This window comes from Nocardiopsis xinjiangensis YIM 90004 (assembly GCF_000341145.1).
GTDB classification, from domain to species: Bacteria; Actinomycetota; Actinomycetes; order Streptosporangiales; family Streptosporangiaceae; genus Nocardiopsis; species Nocardiopsis xinjiangensis.
In genome coordinates, this window is record NZ_ANBE01000049.1 from 25,704 (window position 1) to 45,205 (window position 19,502).

General features: G+C 67.0%; 20 protein-coding genes. 16 read left to right on the forward strand and 4 right to left on the reverse strand.

The window, feature by feature from the left end:
• Positions 1-74: 74 nt before the first annotated feature.
• From D473_RS0121025 to D473_RS0121090, 14 genes are all read left to right on the forward strand, one after another.
• Complete coding sequence (locus tag D473_RS0121025; RefSeq protein WP_017611013.1) at positions 75-1,286, forward strand: hypothetical protein; 1,212 nt, start codon at positions 75-77, stop codon at positions 1,284-1,286.
• Positions 1,287-1,458: 172 nt separating this feature from the next.
• Complete coding sequence (ffh, locus tag D473_RS0121030) at positions 1,459-3,036, forward strand: signal recognition particle protein (protein WP_017611014.1); 1,578 nt, start codon at positions 1,459-1,461, stop codon at positions 3,034-3,036.
• A gap of 239 nt (positions 3,037-3,275) precedes the next feature.
• Entirely contained in the window at positions 3,276-3,737 is a 462-nt protein-coding gene (rpsP, locus tag D473_RS0121035) for a 30S ribosomal protein S16 (protein ID WP_017611015.1), read from the forward strand.
• A 1-nt stretch (position 3,738) separates the two neighbouring features.
• Positions 3,739-3,981, forward strand: a complete 243-nt coding sequence (locus D473_RS0121040; RefSeq protein WP_017576214.1) for an RNA-binding protein — start codon at positions 3,739-3,741, stop codon at positions 3,979-3,981.
• Positions 3,982-4,113: 132 nt separating this feature from the next.
• Positions 4,114-4,632, forward strand: coding sequence for a ribosome maturation factor RimM (gene rimM / locus D473_RS0121045; RefSeq protein ID WP_017611016.1), 519 nt, complete (start codon positions 4,114-4,116; stop codon positions 4,630-4,632).
• 63 nt (positions 4,633-4,695) lie between these two features.
• Complete coding sequence (trmD, locus tag D473_RS0121050; protein WP_017611017.1) at positions 4,696-5,475, forward strand: tRNA (guanosine(37)-N1)-methyltransferase TrmD; 780 nt, start codon at positions 4,696-4,698, stop codon at positions 5,473-5,475.
• Positions 5,476-5,649: 174 nt separating this feature from the next.
• Positions 5,650-6,009 (forward strand): 50S ribosomal protein L19, encoded by a 360-nt coding sequence (rplS, locus tag D473_RS0121055; RefSeq protein ID WP_017611018.1) that lies wholly within the window; start codon positions 5,650-5,652, stop codon positions 6,007-6,009.
• 68 nt (positions 6,010-6,077) lie between these two features.
• Positions 6,078-6,974: a signal peptidase I gene (lepB, locus tag D473_RS0121060; protein ID WP_017611019.1), complete on the forward strand. Its 897-nt coding sequence runs from the start codon at positions 6,078-6,080 to the stop codon at positions 6,972-6,974.
• 209 nt (positions 6,975-7,183) lie between these two features.
• Positions 7,184-7,525 (forward strand): DUF2469 domain-containing protein, encoded by a 342-nt coding sequence (locus tag D473_RS0121065; protein WP_017611020.1) that lies wholly within the window; start codon positions 7,184-7,186, stop codon positions 7,523-7,525.
• 143 nt (positions 7,526-7,668) lie between these two features.
• Complete coding sequence (locus tag D473_RS0121070; protein WP_017611021.1) at positions 7,669-8,037, forward strand: YraN family protein; 369 nt, start codon at positions 7,669-7,671, stop codon at positions 8,035-8,037.
• Positions 8,034-9,551 carry a YifB family Mg chelatase-like AAA ATPase gene (locus tag D473_RS0121075; RefSeq protein ID WP_017611022.1) on the forward strand — a complete coding sequence of 506 codons (1,518 nt, stop codon included), beginning with the start codon at positions 8,034-8,036 and terminating at the stop codon, positions 9,549-9,551. Before D473_RS0121070 ends, D473_RS0121075 begins: the two co-directional genes overlap by 4 nt.
• Positions 9,552-9,568: 17 nt before the next feature.
• Positions 9,569-10,711: a DNA-processing protein DprA gene (locus D473_RS0121080; protein ID WP_017611023.1), complete on the forward strand. Its 1,143-nt coding sequence runs from the start codon at positions 9,569-9,571 to the stop codon at positions 10,709-10,711.
• A gap of 149 nt (positions 10,712-10,860) precedes the next feature.
• Entirely contained in the window at positions 10,861-11,214 is a 354-nt protein-coding gene (locus tag D473_RS0121085) for a RidA family protein (protein ID WP_017611024.1), read from the forward strand.
• Positions 11,211-12,092, forward strand: coding sequence for a tyrosine recombinase XerC (locus tag D473_RS0121090; RefSeq protein WP_017611025.1), 882 nt, complete (start codon positions 11,211-11,213; stop codon positions 12,090-12,092). Before D473_RS0121085 ends, D473_RS0121090 begins: the two co-directional genes overlap by 4 nt.
• Positions 12,093-12,182: 90 nt before the next feature.
• Here the strand turns inward: D473_RS0121090 and D473_RS27335 are convergent, their stop codons facing one another.
• The 4 genes from D473_RS27335 to D473_RS25185 all read right to left on the reverse strand — a co-directional run bounded on the left by D473_RS27335 (position 12,183) and on the right by D473_RS25185 (position 17,297).
• Complete coding sequence (locus D473_RS27335) at positions 12,183-14,681, reverse strand: TPR repeat region-containing protein (RefSeq protein WP_152436893.1); 2,499 nt, start codon at positions 14,679-14,681, stop codon at positions 12,183-12,185.
• 485 nt (positions 14,682-15,166) lie between these two features.
• Positions 15,167-15,931 carry an IS5/IS1182 family transposase gene (locus D473_RS0121110; protein ID WP_017611029.1) on the reverse strand — a complete coding sequence of 255 codons (765 nt, stop codon included), beginning with the start codon at positions 15,929-15,931 and terminating at the stop codon, positions 15,167-15,169.
• A gap of 219 nt (positions 15,932-16,150) precedes the next feature.
• Positions 16,151-16,561 carry a hypothetical protein gene (locus D473_RS0121115; RefSeq protein ID WP_017611030.1) on the reverse strand — a complete coding sequence of 137 codons (411 nt, stop codon included), beginning with the start codon at positions 16,559-16,561 and terminating at the stop codon, positions 16,151-16,153.
• Positions 16,562-16,649: 88 nt separating this feature from the next.
• A complete protein-coding gene (locus D473_RS25185) occupies positions 16,650-17,297 on the reverse strand; it encodes a M23 family metallopeptidase (protein WP_017611031.1) in 648 nt (215 codons plus the stop codon).
• A 265-nt stretch (positions 17,298-17,562) separates the two neighbouring features.
• Here D473_RS25185 and rpsB point away from each other — a divergent pair, with 265 nt between their 5' ends.
• Positions 17,563-18,516, forward strand: coding sequence for a 30S ribosomal protein S2 (gene rpsB / locus D473_RS0121125; protein WP_017611032.1), 954 nt, complete (start codon positions 17,563-17,565; stop codon positions 18,514-18,516).
• A 119-nt stretch (positions 18,517-18,635) separates the two neighbouring features.
• Positions 18,636-19,472 carry a translation elongation factor Ts gene (gene tsf, locus D473_RS0121130; protein WP_017611033.1) on the forward strand — a complete coding sequence of 279 codons (837 nt, stop codon included), beginning with the start codon at positions 18,636-18,638 and terminating at the stop codon, positions 19,470-19,472.
• The last annotated feature ends 30 nt before the right edge of the window (positions 19,473-19,502 follow it).

Consider the following 19,502-nt stretch of genomic DNA (forward strand, 5'->3'; position numbering starts at 1 on the left):
CGCTGCCTCGCCGCCCACCCCACCACTCACGCTCATTCGTACAGTGCCCCACGAAAGCGGGGACAGGAGGCAACATGGCGCCGGTTAGTCACAGCAGGGGTCGCAGAAGCGGGCGGTGGCTGCTCGCGGCGACGAGCGCTGTCGCCGCGCTCGGCCTGGCCGGGTGTTCGATCGACCTGAGCCACCTGGCCCCGGGCGGTGACGAGGAGGACGGGTCCGCCGCCGAGGAGACCGAGCCGGTCCCCGCGGAACCGCTCCTGGAGAGCGCGTTGGCCGACCTGGCCGAGTACCCGGCGCTGGTCGTCGACGGCCAGATCGCGGAGAGCGTCGGGGCCGACGTGCAGGACGCCTCGCTCACCGTCGCCGACGGCGGTGCGGCCAACGGGACCCTGCGGCTCAACGAGGCCGAGGCCGAGGTCGCCCAGGCCGACGAGAAGCTCTACGTCAAGGCCGCCGAGAGTTTCTGGCTCGACAAGGGTGTCTTCGGCCCGGACTTCGACGACTTCGAGGACAACTGGGTGCGCTCCAACGTCACCCAGGTGGGGGTCAACCCCGCCTCCTCCCTCGCCCCGCCGGCCCTGGCCCAGATCATCGAGGACATCGGTGTGGAGGGCGAGGAGGCCGAGGAGGAGAACCTCGACGGCGAGCTCACCCACAAGATCGACCTGGCCGGGGAGCGCAACCAGCTCTGGATCGATGCCGAGACCGAGCAGATCAAGCGCGTGGAGATCGAGGAGCTGGCCCCCGAGGACGCCGACGCCGGACCGCAGGTGCGCCTGGACCTGGCCGAGGCCGACGAGGCCGCCGTCAACGAGCTCTACGAGGGCCTGGTCACTACTGCCGAGGACGAGCTCACCGGCTCCCGTGACGCCCGGGTGGAGATCGGCTGGTCCGGTTCACCCGAGATGGACTGCGAGGCCGGTCCGCTGTGCACCTGGACCGGAACCGTCCACGACGCGGGTGGCGACGGTGTCGGGAACGTGTCCGTCCGCATGGACGTGACCTTCACCAACGACGACATCGGTGACCAGGAGTGCGACGACAGCGGAACTCTCGAGGCGGGTGAGAGCCTCGAGCTGTCCTGCGAGGCCGACTACAACATCGTCAGCCAGACCGAGCAGTCCTACGAGATCGGCGGTGAGGCCCAGCTGGTCACCCGCGGCCTGACCGGCGGCCAGCAGGAGGAGATGCTCGCCGCTCTGGAGGAGCAGCGCGAGGCCACCCTCGACGGCGGAGCCGAGGAGACCGAGGGCGCCGACGACGGGGACGGCGACCAGGAGGACTGATCTCCGCCCCAGGAGCGCGCCCGTGTGAGACCGCGCCGGCGGCCCCGTGACCGGTACACGGGGCCGCCGACATGTGAAGAGGCCGCACCGTCCGCCGTCTCGGTATTCTGGAGGGTGGCTCCGGGCGGGTAGGCTGGGAGATCAATTCCGAGACGAAGGACTGGCCAAACTCGTGTTCGAGACGCTTTCCGACCGGCTGACATCGGTCTTCTCCTCGCTGCGCGGCAAGGGGCGGCTGTCCGAGGAGGACATCAACGCGACTTCGCGCGAGATCCGTCTCGCGCTGCTCGAGGCGGACGTCGCTCTACCGGTGGTCCGCGAATTCATCGCGCGGATCAAGGAGCGGGCCCGCGGCGAAGAGGTTTCCAAGGCGCTCAACCCTGCCCAGCAGGTCATCAAGATCGTCAACGAGGAACTGGTCGAGATCCTCGGTGGCGAGACCCGGCAGATCCGGTTCGCCAAGAACCCGCCGACGGTGATCATGCTCGCGGGTCTTCAGGGCGCCGGTAAGACCACCCTGGCGGGCAAGCTCGCGCGCTGGCTGTCCGCCGAGCGCAACACCCCGCTCCTGGTCGCCGCCGACCTCCAGCGCCCCAACGCCGTCACCCAGTTGCAGGTGGTCGGTGAGCGCGCGAGCACGCCCGTGTTCGCCCCCGAACCCGGTAACGGTGTGGGTGACCCCGTCGAGGTCGCACGGGCCTCCATCGAGCACGCCCGCCACAACAACCACAATGTGGTCGTCATCGACACCGCCGGCCGTCTCCGCGTCGCCTNCTCGCCCGACGAGATCCTCTTCGTCGTCGACGCGATGATCGGTCAGGACGCGGTCAACACCGCGCAGGCCTTCCTCGACGGTGTCGGTTACGACGCGGTGGCGCTCACCAAGCTCGACGGCGACGCCCGCGGCGGTGCGGCACTGTCGATCCGGCACATCACCGGTCGTCCCATCATGTTCGCCTCCACCGGCGAGAAGCTGGACGACTTCGATCTCTTCCACCCTGACCGGATGGCCTCGCGCATCCTGGACATGGGTGACGTGCTCACGCTCATCGAGCAGGCGCAGCGCACGTTCGACGAGTCCGAGGTCGAGAAGATGGCCTCGTCCATGGCCTCGGACGACGACTTCACGTTGGACGACTTCCTCCAGCAGATGTCGATGGTCCGCAAGCTCGGCCCCATCGGCAACCTGCTCGGGATGATGCCCGGCATGGGGCAGATGCGCGAGCAGATCGAGGGCATCGACGACAAGGACATCGACCGCATCCAGGCGGTCATCCAGTCGATGACCCCGGCCGAGCGCGCCAACCCCAAGATCATCAACGGTTCGCGCCGTCTTCGGATCGCGAAGGGTTCCGGTAGCGAGGTCAGCGACGTCAACGGTCTGGTCACCCGCTTCTTCGAGGCGCAGAAGATGATGCGCAAGATGAAGAAGGGCGGCGGCATGCCCGGCATGCCGGGCATGCCCGGTGGCGGCGGTGCTGGTGGCGGTGGCGGTGGCGGCGCCGCCAAGAAGAAGCAGAAGAAGAAGGACAAGAAGGGCAAGCAGCGCAGCGGTAACCCCATGAAGGCCCGTCAGCAGGAGGCGGACCGCGAGGCCGAGCGCAAGCGACGCCAGGAGGAGGGCGGCGGTCAGCAGATGCCTGATCTGCCCCCGGGCCTGGGCGGCGGCGGTTCCGGGCAGCTGCCCCCGGGGCTGGGAGGTTCGAACATGCCGGACCTCTCGAACTTCAAGCTCCCGAAGAACAAGTAGCGGACACGGGCCGGTCGGACCTCCGGCCGGCCCGTCGCCGATTCCGACGGTGTGACGCGGACGCGCCGCCGACCTGGCGAAGGAAGTCGTCGACGTCTGGCACAATGAGGAGTCGACTAACGGTGGACGGGCCGACCCTCTAATCTTGTTCGCCACCCACGTCATGTCCGGTCGGATGCCGTGCCCCACGCGGCCCTCGGTCGGGCGCTCAACACCGTATCCGGGAGAAGACCACTCCAGTGGCTGTCAAACTGAAGCTCAAGCGTATGGGTAAGATCCGTACGCCCCAGTACCGTGTCATCGTCGCCTCCGCCCGCAACAAGCGTGACGGCAGGGCGATCGAGGAGATCGGCACGTACCACCCGAAGGAGCACCCGAGCTTCATCGAGATCAACTCGGAGCGTGCTCAGTACTGGCTGTCCGTGGGCGCTCAGCCCACCGAGCCGGTGAAGGCCCTCCTTCGCAAGACGGGTGACTGGCAGAAGTTCAAGGGCCTGGCCGCCCCGGCGCCGCTCCAGGTGCCGGAGAAGGCCGACCCGGAGGCCAAGGAGGCCGAGTTCCAGGCCGCGCTGAAGGAGCTCGTGCTCCCCGGCCAGGAGAAGTCGACCAAGGCCAAGAAGACCGAGAAGAAGGCTGACAAGGCGGCGGCCGCCGAGCCCGCCGAGGAGGCCGAGGCCAAGAAGTCCGAGGGCGAGGCCTGACGTGCTGGAAGAGGCGCTTGAGCACCTCGTGAAGGGGATCGTTGCGAACTCCGACGACGTCCAGGTGAGAACCAAGAGGCTCCGCAAGGGCAAGGTTCTCGAGGTCCGGGTCCACCCGGACGACCTGGGCAAGGTCATCGGCCGCAACGGCCGGACCGCCAGGGCGCTGCGTACCGTGATCGGTTCGCTCGCGGGCGGCCGCCATGTACGCGTTGACCTACTGGACCTGCACGAGGTGCGCTGAGCCGCCTCACGGGGCGTCGACCGGGAAGGTCGGCGCCCCGCAGTCATGCCCGGGGACCCCGCTGAGACGGACCCCGGGCGCTGTCATCCCGGACCCCGTACGGGGGACGGGCCCACGGAAGGAAAGAACCACATGCGTCTCGTCGTCGGCCGGATCGGCCGTGCCCACGGTATCCGCGGTGAGGTCACCGTGGAGGTGCGCACCGACGACCCCGGCGCACGGTTCGCCGACGGTTCGGTGCTGCTCACCGACCCTGCAGCCACCGGGCCGCTCACCATCACCTCCACCCGCAACCACAGCGGGCGCATGCTCGTGCGTTTCCAGGGCGTAGGCGACCGCGACGCCGCCGAGGCGCTGCGCGGCACCGTCCTGCTGGTCGACTCCGCCGACGTCGCTTCCCCGAGCGACCCCGACGAGTTCCACGACCACGAACTCATCGGCCTGGCCGTGCACACCACCGGCGGCGAGCAGGTCGGTGAGGTCGCCGACGTGCTCCACCACGCCCAGGACGTGCTGGTCGTGGAACGCCCCGACGGTGAGGAGGCCCTCGTCCCGTTCGTGGGGGCGCTCGTGCCCGAGGTCGATGTGGAGGCCGGCCGCCTGGTCATCGACCCCCCGCCCGGGCTGCTCGACCTCGACCGGACCGAGTGACCGGCACCGCTGACCGCCGGCCGGCCCCGCCGAGCCCATCCCACCGGAGCGAACGAGTACGCCGTGCGCATCGACATCATCAGCATCTTCCCCGACTACTTCGCGCCCCTCGAGCTGTCCCTGATCGGCAAGGCCCGCGCCGCCGGCTTGCTCGAGATGCAGGTGCACGACCTGCGCGCCTGGACCCACGACCGGCACAACACCGTCGACGACACCCCCTACGGCGGCGGTCCGGGCATGGTCATGAAACCCGGCCCCTGGGGCGAGGCCCTCGACGAGGTCGTGGGTGAACGCCCCGCACGCCTGATCGTGCCCAGCCCCAGTGGCCGCCCCTTCCGTCAGGCCGACGCCGAGCGGCTCGCCGGCCAGGAACACCTGGTCTTCGGGTGCGGGCGCTACGAGGGCATCGACTCGCGTGTGGCAGAGGAAGCCGCCCGTCACATGCCCGTCGAGGAGATCAGCATCGGCGACTACGTCCTCAACGGAGGAGAGTCGGCCACCCTGGTCATGGTGGAGGCCATCACACGCCTGTTGCCCGGGGTGCTCGGCAACCGCGAGTCCCACGTGCAGGACTCCTTCGCCTCCGGGGGCATGGAACACCTCGTGGAGGGTCCCGTCTACACCAAACCCGCCGAATGGCGCGGTCACGAGGTCCCGCCGGTGCTGCTGTCGGGCAACCACGCCGCCGTCGACCGCTGGCGCCGGGACGAGGCCCTGCGCAAGACCGTGCGCAACCGTCCCGAGCTGCTGGACTCCGCGTCCGAGGAGACTTTCGACGCCCGTGACCGGGAGGTCCTCGCAGAACGGCCCGTTCCGGGCGGCGGAGAACATGTGGCAAACTAGATGGGATCCCCCCTGGTGGCCAGTGGCATCCGCATGCCGGCGGTCCGACGTCGGCCTCTGTGTCGGCCACCCGGGGTTCCGACAGTTCAGACCCATGTGTCAGGGCCTCGCCCGCGCTCCCCTTCCCGCTGACCGCGGGGACAGGACGCGGCGCGCTATCAATGAGGATTTCAGATGCACACCGCCATTCAGGAGCTGGAGAAGGCCCAGCTGCGCACCGACGTCCCGGACTTCCGTCCCGGTGACACGCTCGCCGTCCACGTCCGCGTGACGGAGGGCACCCGCACCCGTGCCCAGGTCTTCAAGGGCGTCGTCATCGCCCGCCAGGGTTCGGCCAACCGTGAGACCTTCACCATCCGCAAGGTCAGCTACGGCGTCGGTGTGGAGCGGGTCTTCCCGATCCACACCCCGGCGGTCGAGAAGTACGAGGTCGTCGCCCGCGGTCGCGTGCGTCGTGCCAAGCTGTACTACCTGCGTCACCTGCGCGGCAAGGCCGCTCGTATCCGCGAGCGCCGCGAGCCCAAGAAGTCGTAGCCTCCGTTCGGACCCATCGGTGACGAAGGCCACCACTGCCGTCGAAGAACGGATAGGCTTTCGCACTGATGACCAACGACGACAGGGACCTCGGCTCGGACGGGCTCCCCGATGAGAACCCGGACCGACCAGGCCCGGAGGAGCACGGCTCCGACCCTGGCTCCCGCGTACCCGACGGGCACACGGGAGCCAGAGGTGTCTCCGGGGGTGGTGACACCGGCCCTGCGGAGCCGGAGGAGAGGGCGGAGGAGACGGTGAGCAAGTCCGACAGCGGAACGAAGAAAAAGGGTTCGGGTTCCTTCTGGAAGGAACTGCCGATCCTCATCGCGATCGCTCTGGTCCTGGCGTTCGTCATCCGCACTTTTGTGATGCAGGCGTTCTACATCCCCTCCACCTCCATGGAGAACACCCTCCTCGTCGGTGACCGGGTGCTGGTCAACAAGGTCGTCTACCAGCTCCGCGACATCGAACGCGGAGAGGTCGTGGTCTTCGACGGTGAAGGTTCCTGGGACGACCCCAACTCCGTGAACGTCCCCGAACCCGCCAACCCCGTGGCACGGGGCTTCCAGTGGGTGCAGCAGCAGCTCGGCGCTGCCCCCACCGGCAAGGAGTACATCAAGCGGGTCATCGGCCTGCCCGGCGACACCGTCGAGTGCTGCGACGAACAGAACCGCCTCCTCGTCAACGGCGTCCCCCTCGACGAGGACGAGTACCTCTACCCGGGAAGTACCGAGAGCCACACCGAGTTCGGCCCCATCGAACTGGGCGACGACCAGCTCTGGCTCATGGGTGACCACCGCTCGATCTCCTACGACTCCCGCATGAACCAGAACAACCCCGGGGGCGGCGCCGTGTCCGTCGACCATGTCGTCGGCCGCGCGTTCGTCATCATCTGGCCCTTCGATCAGATGGGCGGGCTCGGTGTCCCGCCCGCCTTCGACGAGATCGAGGCCGCCGAGAAGTGACCGCCGCAGGCCGGTCCGGGGGAGAGGGCGAGGGCCGCGGTGAGGCTGGTCTCAGAGCTCCCCACCCCGGGGATTCTCGGGTACGGTGACCGATCCGGCGAAGGAAATCCGCGCTCCGGGGGACGCGGGTCCGACCCGTGACGCATGATGGACCTCGGAGGAACCGAGCGCACCAAGACCGGAGAGTGCTGACGAAAGCGAGCGCGCACATGAGTTCTGAGGACTTGGAGAAGTACGAGGCCGAGATGGAGCTCCAGCTCTATCGCGAGTACCGGGACGTCGTCGGGCTGTTCAGCTATGTCGTGGAGACGGAACGCCGGTTCTACCTCACCAACCACGTGGACCTCCAGCCGCGTTCGACCGAGAACGGGGAGATGTACTTCGAGGTCGCGATGGAGGACGCCTGGGTCTGGGACATGTACCGGCCCGCCAGGTTCGTCCGCAACGTGCGCGTGGTGACGTTCAAGGACGTCAACGTCGAGGAGATCACCAAGTCCGATCTGGAGCTGCCGCCCACCGACCCCGCCGGGTCGTCCGGCCCCGAGGCCTGATTTCGGAACCCGCGGGACCGGCCTCTCAACGGTCCTGACACACGGGACGGCGAACGCGGGCCACCATCGCCGTCCACAGAAAAAAAGAGGCTCTGGCGGGACCACCTCCGATCACTCACCGTGGTGATCGGAGGTGGTCACCGATGGATCCGAGGGCGAAGTACCGACGCGACGTGGGCGGACGGGGCGAGGAGCTGGCCGCACGGCACCTGAGCCGTGAAGGCATGCAGGTGCTCGCACGCAACCGGTGGAACAGTGAGGGCGAGGTCGACCTGCTCGCCCGCGACGGACCGATGTTGGTCGCGGCCGAGGTCAAGACCCGTACCTCACTGGTGCGCGGACACCCCTCGCTCGCCGTCACCGAAGGTAAACGCCGCCGCCTGCACCGCCTGGCACGCTACTGGGCGCACCGGTACGGCGTCCCCGCCGCCCGGACCCGCGTCGACACCGTGTCGGTACTGCTCCTGGGCGGCCGGGTCTTCCTCTCCCACGAACGGGGGACGGCCCGATGAGCTTCGCCCGCACCCACTGCCTGGCCCTGGTCGGGGTCCGCGGACATGTCGTGGAGGTCGAGGTCGACCTCGGCGGCGGAGGAGAGAACTCCGTGACCCTCGTGGGCCTGCCCGACGCCGCTCTGCGCGAGGCCCGCGACCGGATCCGGGCCGCCCTCGTCAACTGCGGGGAGCGCTGGCCCACCGGCTCCGTCGTGGTCAGCCTGTCCCCGGCGAGCCTGCCCAAGTCCGGGAGCCTGTTCGACCTGGCCATCGCCGGGGCGCTCCTGGCTGCCATGGGCGACGTGCCCCTCGACCGCCTCACCGACACCGTACTCATCGGCGAACTCGGCCTCGACGGCCGGGTCCGGCCCGTACGCGGGGTCCTGCCCGCCGTCGTGGCAGCGGCCGAACAGGGATTCGAACGTTTCGTGGTCGCCCCCGGCAACCTCGCCGAAGCCGGCCTGGTACCCGACGTGGACGTCGTGGGCGTCACCGACCTCGCCGACCTGTGCCACTGGATGCGCGGGGGAGAACCCTCCTGCCCGGCCCCGGAGATCACCGGGCCCGGACCGAGCGAGCACGGGCCCGACCTCGCCGACGTGCTCGGCCAGCCCGTCGCCCGCCGCGCCGTGGAGATCGCCGCCGCCGGAGGGCACAATCTCATGATGCTCGGCTCTCCCGGAACCGGGAAGAGCCTGCTCGCCGAGCGCCTGCCCACCGTGCTGCCGCGCCTGGGGCCGGTCGAGTCGCTGGAGGCCACCGCGATCCACTCCGTGGCGGGCACGCTGCCCCCCGACGCGCCCCTGATCACCCTTCCACCGTTCGCCGCGCCCCACCACACCGCGACCCGCGCCTCGATCATCGGCGGAGGCAGCGGCCACGCCGCACCCGGCTGGGTGTCCAAGGCCCACCGCGGGGTGCTCTTCGTCGACGAGGCGCCGCAGTTCGGACGCGGGGTACTGGACTCCCTGCGCGAACCCCTCGAACGCGGGGAGGTCGTGCTCGCGCGTGCGGCCTCCACGGTGACCTTCCCCGCCCGGTTCCAGTTCGTGATGGCAGCCAACCCCTGCCCGTGCGCAAAACCCGGGGCGCTGTGCACCTGCCCCGCCGGTGAACGCCGCCGGTACTTCTCCCGGATCTCCGGGCCGCTGCTGGACCGCATCGACCTCAAGGTGGAGCTGCAACCCGTGGCCCGTGCCGAGCTGCTCGCCGACCGGTCCTTCGCCGAACCCTCCGAGGTGGTCGCCGACCGGGTGCGTGCCGCCCGCGCCCGGGCCGCTGAACGGCTGGCCGGGACCCCGTGGCGCACCAACGCCGCCGTGCCCGGTACACGCCTGCGCCGCGAGTTCCCCGTACGTCCCGAGGCTCTGCGGGTACTGGGCCGGGCCCTGGACCTGGGACAGATCAGCGCGCGGGGTGTCGACCGTGCCCTGCGTGTGGCATGGACCCTGGCCGATCTCGCCGAACGGGACCGCCCCGGCGAGGAGGAGACCGCGTACGCGTTCGCGCTCTGGTCCGGACGGGCTTGTTGAACCGGGAGGTGTCAGGGATGAGTGAGAGGGACGACGAGGTCCGGGCGCGGGCGTGCCTGACGGCGGTGGCCGGGCCGGGCAACACGTGGCTGGCGGACCTGCTCGCCGAACACGGGGCCGCGCCCGTGTGGGCGGCGCTGGCCAGGGGACAGGACCCACCGATCACCGACACCGTGGACATCGAAGCCGACCCCGAGGCCCGTCCGGCGATGGAACGCACGTGGAAGCGGTGGCGTACCCGGGCCGAACGGGTCGACCCCGACGGCCTGCTCGGGGACTCCGCGGAGATGGGTGTGCGCTTCGTGGCCCCCGGCGACCCCGAGTGGCCCGGACGTCTGGACGGGCTCGACCCCGGGCCCTACGGGTTGTGGGTGCGTGGCGGCGGTGACCTGCGCAACCTGTGCCTGCGCTCCGTGGCGCTCGTAGGGGCCAGGGCCGCGACCTCCTACGGCGAACACGTCGCCTCCGAAATGGCCTACTCCCTGGGCGAGCACTCCGTCATCACCGTGTCCGGCGGCGCCTACGGCATCGACGGGGCCGCCCACCGCGCGGCACACGCGGTCGGCGCCACCGTGGTCGTGCTCGCCTGCGGGCTCGACGTGGACTACCCGCGCGGGCACGCCGCGCTCTTCGCCGACGTGTCCCGGCGCGGGGTACTGGTGAGTGAACGCCCCCTCGGGGCCACACCCCGCGCGCGGGACTTCCTCGTCCGGAACCGGCTCATCGCCGCCCTCACCCCCGGCACCGTCGTCATCGAGGCCGGCCGGCGCAGCGGAGCCCTCAACACCGCCACACACGCCACCTCCATGGGCCGCGCCGTCATGGCGGTCCCCGGCCCGGTCACCTCGGCCCTGTCCGTGGGGTGCCACCAGCTCGTGCGGGACCACGGGGCGCTCTGTGTGACCGGCGCGGCGGACGTGCTCGAGTACCTCGGAGGCGACGCCGGACCCGAGCCCTCCGGCCCGGTGCGGGTGGAGACCGTTCTGTCCCCGGAGACCGAACGTGTACTGGCTGCCGTGCCCCGCACCGGCGCCGGCACCGCCTCCATCGCCCTCGAGTGCGGTGGGGACCTGGAGGGCACCATGCGGGCGCTCGGCGTGCTCGCCGCCGCGGGGCTCGTGGAACGCTGCACCGCCGGCTGGCGTCCCACGCGCACATGAGAGCCGGTCTCGGGCAGGCCCCGCAAGACGGGCCTGCCCGGCCGCACGGAGGGCCGGGCACCAAGACACGTGCTCTGGGGCTCGGCCGGGCCTGCGGCCGTGGCCGTCGAGCGGGGTAGAGCCGCCCCGTGCGCGGGTACGTTGCGGCCATGGCCAAACCGTACAGTGACGCCTTGGTGGCCCCTGGGCCGCTGCTCTTCCTCTCCGGTCAACTCCCCATGTCGCCCGACGGCGAGGTGCCCGGCGACGTCGCGGGCCAGACCCGGCAGATCTTCGCCAACATGGAACGACTTCTCGCCGAGCACGGGGCGACCCTCGACGACCTGGTCAAACTCACCTACTACCTGCGCCACGTGACCGACCTCGACGAGTTCCGCTCGGCGCTGCTGGGGTGCCTGCCGGAGGGCCACCGGCCCGCCGGGACCCTGGTGGAGGTCAGCGGGCTCGTCGACCCCCGTTACCTGGTGGAGGTCGAGGGCATCGCGAGCGTGGGGGAGCGGTGACCGTACTCGACCGGTTCCGCACCCACCTCACGCACGAGCTGGGGCGGTCCCCGCACACCATCCGCGGCTACCTGGCCGACCTGCGCGCGTTGCTCGCCCACCTGGAGGAGACCGGCCAGGAACCGGACGAGCTCGACGTCCCCCTCGTCCGGGCCTGGCTCTCCCGCGCGCGGGAGTCGGGCGCGAGCCGCTCGACGCTGGCCCGCCGGGTCGCTGCCGTGCGCGCCTTCACCCGGTTCCTGTACCGCGAAGGGACCCTGCCCTCGGACCCCGGGCCCCGGCTGTCGATACCTGCCCAACAGCGCGCGCTACCGACGGTGCTCGACGAGCGCCAGGCCGCCGACGCCCTCTCCCACACCGAAGAGACCGAGGAGGGGCCCGTCCCGGTACGCCGCCGCGCGGTCGTGGAGCTCCTCTACGCCACCGGGATCCGGGTCGCGGAGCTGTGTGCGCTGGACGTGGCCGACCTCGACCGTGCCCGTGAGACCGTGCGGGTCATCGGCAAGGGGGACAAGGAACGCAGCGTGCCGGTCGGCGCACCTGCCCTCGATGCCCTCGAGGACTGGTTGACGGGGGCGCGCACGGACCTGCTCACCCGCGCTTCCGGGAGCGCCCTCTTCCTCGGTGTGCGCGGCGGACGGCTGGGAGTGCGCCAGGCACGCGAGGACGTGCACGCCCACCTGCGGGCGGCCGGCGTGGACGGTGCCCCGCACGACCTGCGGCACAGCGCGGCCACGCACCTGCTCAACGGGGGAGCGGATCTGCGGACGGTGCAGGAGTTCCTGGGACACGCCAGTCCCCGCAGTACGCAGGTGTACACGCACGTGTCGGTGGACCGCCTGCGTGCGACCTACCAACAGGCTCATCCCCGGGCCTGATCCTCTTCGCTGCTACTTCGGGTCTGCCGCGCGAAGCGATGATTCAGGAGATGCAAAGCAAAAATATCTGTCTTGACCTCATATACGAGGTCACACACTTCGGCCTGCCAGCTCGGCGATGTCCTCAGGCTTATCAACTCTCAAATTATCGACGATATCATCGTACTGCTCACCATGGTTCCGGTCATAGTATCTCAGGAACTCATCCGCTGCCATCTCCTCATCCGGCCCGGAAGGAATTCGTTGGTCCTCGAGTATTCCTCGTATCCCTGCGTCGAGGTCGCTCCTGTCTCTTGAGTAGACTTCGTGAATTCCGCTCGCCACCCGCTCGTCATCACCCTCCCCGACAAGGGCATTGGATTGTTCCTCGTTTTCACTGATGCCACTAATGCTGAGGTCGGAGTCTTCTCCTTCAGTGAGCTGTTTGATAATGAAAAGGGATGCATCCCTTCTGGCTTCGCCTTCGGAAGTGTTGGTGCTACCTCTGGCTTCCGCGAAATCACCGAGATCTTCCTTAATGTCATCATCGATCTCGTTCTGAATGTCTTCCTTGATGATCATTTCCAGCATGTCAGCCCCGAGAGAAGTGACTGGGTTGGCGCCCGCAGGAGCCTTCGCTGCTGCAAGCGCCATATCACTCACCATGGTGGCGGCTTCTTTTCGCCTCTCGGTGTTTTCAATTTCTGCTTCATCAGCGTTGGCCGTGCGGTTCATGGCCTCGTTCTGAAAAGCTGTGTCTAGAAGGCCCTGTAGGGTACCGTTGTGAGACCCCGAAACTTCTGGTGAGTTAGGATCAGAACCACCCAAGCTGAGATTGTCGAGCTTCTGAGCATCGACAGCAGCAGCCATATTGACTGCTGAATCGTGGTCGCCCGCAATGTACTGCATGAAACGAGCCCGAGATTCAGGGTCGAGATTGAGGTGCTCTTCCTCGGTGTTGTAGTTATGAGTTCCTGGGTCTACTTCTCCGCCGAAGTCATCAATGTATGTGTGGAAGATTTCGAAGAAATTCTCTGCCAGTGCTGGGTTATTCTCAGTAAATGAAGTCTTGGTTTGGTCAATATTGTGAGCGGGATTGTCGTTGTCAGAACCTTCTTCGAACTCAATGCCAATGAGATCAAGGTAAAGTTCATTATCGGCAGCAATTGCTTCGATGAGGCCTGCGCTCGAGTTGCCAGCGAGATGGACCATGTCAGGGTCCTCACTGTTGGCATATTCGGGAATCCATCCGGTGATCTGGGAAACTGTTGCCCCGTCATCCTCCCAGTCCTGCTGGTAGAGGTTCCCCAATACATCGCCTAGGTCGACATTTCCGTATCCGGGGTGAGAGTATTCATTCCCGTTGGTGGTCTCGCCGGTGAGTAGCACAGCGCTACCTTCTGGATTGCGAGTACTGATATCAAGTAGCGGTTGGAGTTCTTCTGTGGGAGTGAAGTTTTCGTCAGGGTAATCGATATCCATAGCTTCGGAGATACTAACCGTCATATGTGCGGAGAAAGCCTCTCCTCCTTGCATGGGGTGCCCTTCGAGTGAGGGAGCAGCCTGAAGAAGATCACCAAGGCTGCTTGCAGCGTCAACCCAAGACTCATGACTACGCTCCTCTTGATCGTTTCCTGTGTCACCAGGCCTAGCGCCGCCTCCGTTCCAGCCATTCGGTCCTTCGGCGACGTTCTGAACGTCTTCCGGAAGATACTCGTATCCCCCTCCGAGGCCTCCGTCGGATAGGGCTAGAAGGCCGCCGCCAAGAGCTTCCTGAAGTTCGGAAAGATCGTCACCTTCGAAGTTTTCGTTCCCATCAAGGGTCGAAGGAAGATCAACAACACTTCCGTTCTCGTCGAGTGTGCCGTAAAATTGCTCTAGGTATTCGATTTGGTCAGGGCGGAGTTTATCTCCGTTCCGCTGGCCATCCAATGCCATTCCATTGATTGCCGCCAGCTGAGCCAAGAGATGGTAGTAATCGGCATCGGGCTCTTTTTCGCCATCCAGATACGGTTGCAGGTCCTCGGCGTGGTCCTCTCCGTTCCCTGCGGTGCTCGGGTAATACATAATCTTTCGGGTTGCATTATAGAATGCAAAACCTAGAATGCCAGCATCCACCAGTTCACGAAGGTTTCCGATGGTCGGCCCACCTTCGAGGCTATCCGTGTTGTCTTCAGATTGCCCTTCGAGGGTTTCCCAATATTTATCAGCGCGAGTTTGGAGGCTCTCGGCCCTGACTCGCATTGCTTTTGCGATTCCCACGTCATCGGGATCCATGAATCCAAAATTGTTTTGTACAGCTTCATCCCATTCCTCTTGTAGGGCATCAATGTTGTCACGGTATCTTCCTACTTCTTGGCTCCATTTTTTGACTACACCGAAAACATGGAAGCATGCAGTGAGGGCGTCCCCCCATGCGCCAATATTCTCATCGGCAACGGAGTATATATCCTCTGCAATGAGGTCAGAAAACTCTTTTGCTGAATTATTGAAATGAGCCTCCATGTCACCAGTTTTACCGCTGATTCTGGAGACCATGCCTAGGAGGTCTTCTGCGACACTGTCGAGCTTTCCAGTGTCGACTTCGCAGGTCTTGGGGTTGAATTCCATGAGATTTCCTTATTGTTTTAGAAGTTCAAGTCCCGAGGGAGGTTGGCTTCGCTCTCTCCGATGATCTCGGAGGCCTCTTCGTCCGTGCGTGAAATTTCGGAGGCGCTGCCTTGGACGTTTTCGCCAATCGAAATTCCGTGTCTCTCAACGCTCGAGATGGCTTCAGCTTGGTCATCTCCATACTGGGACCAGCCGGTGACCTCTGGGTCATTTTGGCAGGCAGTTTTGGCCCCTTGGAGGGCGTCATCAAAATCCAGTCCTAGGCCTGAGAAGCCTGCTGCGTAGGACTCAGCATCTTGGCCGGCTCCGTACGCATCGGCAACATTGGCCCCCGCCTCATGTCCTGACAAGTGAAACTCGCCTTCCTGGTGAGTTATTGTGGCGCGAGCATCGCGTATTTCGTATGATAACGGATCGTTTGGGGGTGGGCTCCCTGTGGGGTAAGGGCGGGTGGAAATTTCAGCAGGTCAAACAGTGAGGCCTTTTCATCGTGATTTGCGGCTCTGTAGGACCAGCACCGCCCGTGCGATCTCACCGGCCCGGTAGGGGCAACAACGCAGCTGCTTCAGAATGTCCCAGCTCTTGAGCTGGGAGTTTGCCCGCTCGCCGGGCCCGCGAAGCCGCGCGTGGACCCGGTTGGCCTCCTTCTGCCACTCCGGCTTGCCCCGCCCCTTGAACGGACAGATCACCACCGGCGACAAGCCGACATAGCCCTTGTCGCCCAGGCCGAACAGACCCGCGGCCGCGATCCGCTCGGCGATATTGAAGACCCGGGCCGCTCTGACATCGTGCACCGAACCAAGCAGACACCCCGAGACCCACAGCAGCTCGCCGTCAGGAGCGGCCACGACCTGGATGTTCATGCCGTGGCGCTTGTGCTTTCCCGAGTAGAACGGCCGGTCGGCGGCCACGCGGTCGCAGGCGATAAGGGTTCCGTCCACAATCACCAAGGTCCAGCCTTTACGGCGAGCCCGGCGCAGCGCCGCCTCGAGCGAGGGGGCAAGGCCGGCGAGTAGGCGCACGGCCTCGCGGACGTAGCGCCAGGCGGTGGTCGTGGAAACCCCGAAGCCGGCGGCCAGGGTGGTGAAGGGCTCGCCCTTGTGCAGATGGACCAGTACGAGCAGGGCCTGCTGGGCGGGGTCCAGGCGCCTCCAGCGTGTGCCGGTGGCCTTGCGGTGGGCGGCGATGGTACGGGCGGCCAGGTTCAGGGTGCGGCGTGACAACGGCAGGCAGGCGCGGTAGAACAGCATCGGGACCCCTGGTCGGGCTGGTTTTCTTGGTCGTTAACCCGCTTACCAGGGGTTTCTTGCTGTCAGGGGTGGTTTCGCGGAGCCGGTACGAGGCTGTGACCTGCACCTTCAGGATGAAAACGGCTCAGTATGGAGCCGGTCATGGCCGGAAGCGGACATGCTCTGCCTTTGCAATGAGGCGAGGCGGAGGGGGCTGCTCTGGTTCGGAGCTGGAGTAGCTTATTCGCTTACTTGGCCGTTCTGGTCTGAGCTCTGCTGGTGGGGTGTGAGGCGTCGGCGGAAGAGGATCGCGGCGCCGGTGAGGGAACCGACCATGCTCGTGGGGACCGCAACGAAGATTGCCGTGGCGATGGTGTTCTCGCGTTTCCGGCTGCAATGTTCTCTGGTGAGGGAGTTTTCACGGTCGTAGCTGACATCGTGATGCTCTGGAACCTCCCTCCATTGGGTGACCGGCAAGCAATAAGTGGAAGCTTCTGAATTGGGCATGTGTTCCGTGGGGGTCGTCAGTAGCTGGAAGACGACAGCGCAGCCCACCAGGGTGAGCACGGCGCCGATCACCGTGCCGGCCCAGTAGCCGAAGTTCGGTCGCTCGTCGAAGTACCGGTCGACGGGGTGCTTGTTGTCGGACATGCTTCTCTGTTCCGTTGTCGCTGGATGAGGATGTGGTCGGGACCCGTGTGTGGCGGTCACCGCTCCCTGTCCCCAGGGGGCCGGTTGCTCACCTGCCCGCCCGCGTCGCGCGCGTCGGGAGGGTCCGCCCGTGGAGTGTGGCATCCGTGCCCCCGGGCCGAGTGCCGGAGGTCCGTACGTGGGCGCCGCGGTCGCTGTCCGTAGGCTCGACCTCTGCCTCCCTCTCCACCGGCCCGCTCCGCCAGGATCCCGGCAGGGGCAGCAACCGCACCGGGCCGTGCCCCAGTGGACCGAGCGGGTCCAGGTACGCCGCTCCCCGCAACAGCCCGAAGTGCAGACACGGCCGGGAGGCGCAGTGCGCCGGCTCCGCGGGCAGGGTCCCCAGCTCGTCGCCGGCGAGCACCGGGTCACCCCGCGCCGTCGAGGCGCGCACCGGCAGGTAGGTGGTGCGCAGGTCGCCGTGTGCCACTGAGACGACCGGCACACCGGCGACCGTCCCGGCGAAGTGCACCACCCCGTCCGCGGACGCCAGCACGGGTTGTCCCACCTCAGCCGCCAGGTCAGCGCCCAGATGGCCCGCGTGCCACCTCCGTTCCGGCGGATCGAAGCCCCGCAGCACGTGGGGGCGGGGATCCAGGGGCCATTGCCACGGGGGCTCCGCGGCGGCGGTTCGGATCGGGAAAAAGGGGAACAGCAGGAGCGAGAAGGTCAGTAGCCAGCGGGTGAGTGGGCCCATGCGTCAAGGGTCCGTCGGAAGGTGGTGGTCCACCAGAGGGAGCCCGAATCTGTGGACGGCCACGGATGGGTCCTGGGTGTTCCCGACGGAGGATAGAATCATCTGTGGCCCTTGAGGCCAACCACATCACGCACGTCCACGAGCCTCCCCACGGGGGAGGGGCCGGACCTACGGTCCACACCGCGAGAGCGGGTGGCGGCACGGCCGGGGCGTCAGGCACAACCGAAGGCGGGGCAGTACCCCGCCACCGCAGGAAGGACAGGTCATGGCCACAGTCGTGACGATCCGCCAGCTCCTGGAGAGCGGCGTCCACTTCGGGCACCAGACCCGCCGTTGGAACCCGAAGATGAAGCGCTTCATCTTCACCGAGCGCAACGGCATCTACATCATCGACCTCCAGAAGTCGCTGTCCTACATCGACCGCGCCTACGAGTTCGTCAAGCAGACGGTTGCCCACGGCGGCACCATCCTGTTCGTCGGAACCAAGAAGCAGGCGCAGGAGGCCATCGACGAGCAGGCCCGCCGTGTCGGCATGCCCTACGTCAACCAGCGTTGGCTGGGCGGCATGCTCACGAACTTCTCCACCGTCCACAAGCGGCTGCAGCGCCTGAAGGAGCTGGAGGAGATCGACTTCGACGACGTCGCCGGCTCCACGCTCACCAAGAAGGAGCTGCTCAACCTCCGCCGTGAGAAGGACAAGCTCGAGCGCACCCTCGGTGGTATCCGCGACATGGCCCGCGTGCCCAGCGCCGTGTGGATCGTGGACACCAAGAAGGAGCACATCGCGATCAGCGAGGCTCGCAAGCTCAACATCCCGGTCGTGGCCATCCTGGACACCAACTGCGACCCGGACGAGGTCGACTACCCGATCCCGGGCAACGACGACGCCATCCGCAGCGTCAGCCTGCTGACCCGCGTGGTCGCCGACTCCGTCGCCGACGGTCTGATGGTCCGCTCCGGTGCCTCCGCCGAGGGCGCGAGCGAGCAGAAGGCCGACGAGGAGCCGCTGGCCGAGTGGGAGCGCGAGCTCCTGGAGGGCAAGGAGGCCGCTCCGAAGGAGGAAGCCGCCGAGGCCGCTCCGGAGGAGACCCCGACGGTCGCTCCGGCCGACGAGGTCGCCGCCGAGGCTCCGGCCGAGCCCGAGGCCGTCGACTCCCCCGTGGACGCCCCTGAGCAGGCGCCGGAGGGCGACGCCGCGGAGAAGGCCTCCGAGGCCTAGTCCGGGCGAGCAGCCGAACGTTTTCGCCGCCGCCCCGCCCCACCGGGCGGGGCGGCCCCCTGGGGCTGGTGCACCGCCCCGTCCACCACAGACTTTCACTTCCGAGGGAAACTCCGACAATGGCGAACTTCAGCGCCGCGGACGTCAAGAAGCTGCGCGACATGACCGGTGCGGGCATGATGGCCTGCAAGAAGGCCCTGACCGAGGCCGACGGCGACTTCGACCAGGCCGTCGAGGCCCTGCGCGTCAAGGGTGCCAAGGACGTCGGCAAGCGTGCTGAGCGCACTGCCGCCCAGGGCACCGTCGTGCTCAAGCAGGAGAGCGACAGCAAGGCCACGCTGGTCGAGCTCAACTGCGAGACCGACTTCGTCGCCAAGAACGAGCAGTTCATCGCTCTGGCCGACGAGGTCGCCGGCTTCGTCTCCGCCCAGGACAGCGACGACCTCGCCACGGTCATGGACGCCGAGATCGAGTCCGGCAAGAGCCTGCAGGCCTACATCGAGGGCAAGAGCGCCGTCATCGGTGAGAAGCTGCAGCTCAGCAACATCGCCAAGTTCGAGGGCGCCTACATCGCCACCTACCTGCACAAGTCCGACCCGGACCTGCCCCCGACCATGGGTGTCCTGGTCGAGCTGGACAAGGCGGACGAGCAGATCGGCAAGGACCTCGCCCAGCAGATCGCCGCGATGGCTCCCCGGTACGTCAGCAAGGACGAGGTCCCCGCTGACGTGGTCGAGCGCGAGCGCGGTATCGCCGAGCAGACCACCCGTGAGGAAGGCAAGCCGGAGCAGGCCATCCCGAAGATCGTCGAGGGCCGCCTCAACGGTTTCTTCAAGGAGATCACCCTGCTGGGCCAGCCCTCCGTCAAGGAGAACAAGAAGACGGTGCAGAACGTCGTCGACGAGGCCGGCGTGAACGTCAAGCGCTTCGCCCGCTTCAAGGTCGGCCAGGCCTAGGGGTATTGAGATGATGGGGGTGCCGGGGAG

What these genes read in the sequence shown, in the direction of transcription:
- D473_RS0121025 (WP_017611013.1), top strand. Translation starts at nt 75, where the DNA reads ATGGCGCCGGTTAGTCACAGCAGGGGTCGCAGAAGCGGGCGGTGGCTG.
- rimM (WP_017611016.1), top strand. Translation starts at nt 4,114, where the DNA reads ATGCGTCTCGTCGTCGGCCGGATCGGCCGTGCCCACGGTATCCGCGGT.
- rplS (WP_017611018.1), top strand. Translation starts at nt 5,650, where the DNA reads ATGCACACCGCCATTCAGGAGCTGGAGAAGGCCCAGCTGCGCACCGAC.
- lepB (WP_017611019.1), top strand. Translation starts at nt 6,078, where the DNA reads ATGACCAACGACGACAGGGACCTCGGCTCGGACGGGCTCCCCGATGAG.
- D473_RS0121065 (WP_017611020.1), top strand. Translation starts at nt 7,184, where the DNA reads ATGAGTTCTGAGGACTTGGAGAAGTACGAGGCCGAGATGGAGCTCCAG.
- D473_RS0121070 (WP_017611021.1), top strand. Translation starts at nt 7,669, where the DNA reads ATGGATCCGAGGGCGAAGTACCGACGCGACGTGGGCGGACGGGGCGAG.
- D473_RS0121075 (WP_017611022.1), top strand. Translation starts at nt 8,034, where the DNA reads ATGAGCTTCGCCCGCACCCACTGCCTGGCCCTGGTCGGGGTCCGCGGA.
- D473_RS0121080 (WP_017611023.1), top strand. Translation starts at nt 9,569, where the DNA reads ATGAGTGAGAGGGACGACGAGGTCCGGGCGCGGGCGTGCCTGACGGCG.
- D473_RS0121085 (WP_017611024.1), top strand. Translation starts at nt 10,861, where the DNA reads ATGGCCAAACCGTACAGTGACGCCTTGGTGGCCCCTGGGCCGCTGCTC.
- D473_RS27335 (WP_152436893.1), bottom strand. Translation starts at nt 14,681, where the DNA reads ATGGAATTCAACCCCAAGACCTGCGAAGTCGACACTGGAAAGCTCGAC.
- D473_RS0121110 (WP_017611029.1), bottom strand. Translation starts at nt 15,931, where the DNA reads ATGCTGTTCTACCGCGCCTGCCTGCCGTTGTCACGCCGCACCCTGAAC.
- D473_RS0121115 (WP_017611030.1), bottom strand. Translation starts at nt 16,561, where the DNA reads ATGTCCGACAACAAGCACCCCGTCGACCGGTACTTCGACGAGCGACCG.
- D473_RS25185 (WP_017611031.1), bottom strand. Translation starts at nt 17,297, where the DNA reads ATGGGCCCACTCACCCGCTGGCTACTGACCTTCTCGCTCCTGCTGTTC.
- rpsB (WP_017611032.1), top strand. Translation starts at nt 17,563, where the DNA reads ATGGCCACAGTCGTGACGATCCGCCAGCTCCTGGAGAGCGGCGTCCAC.
- tsf (WP_017611033.1), top strand. Translation starts at nt 18,636, where the DNA reads ATGGCGAACTTCAGCGCCGCGGACGTCAAGAAGCTGCGCGACATGACC.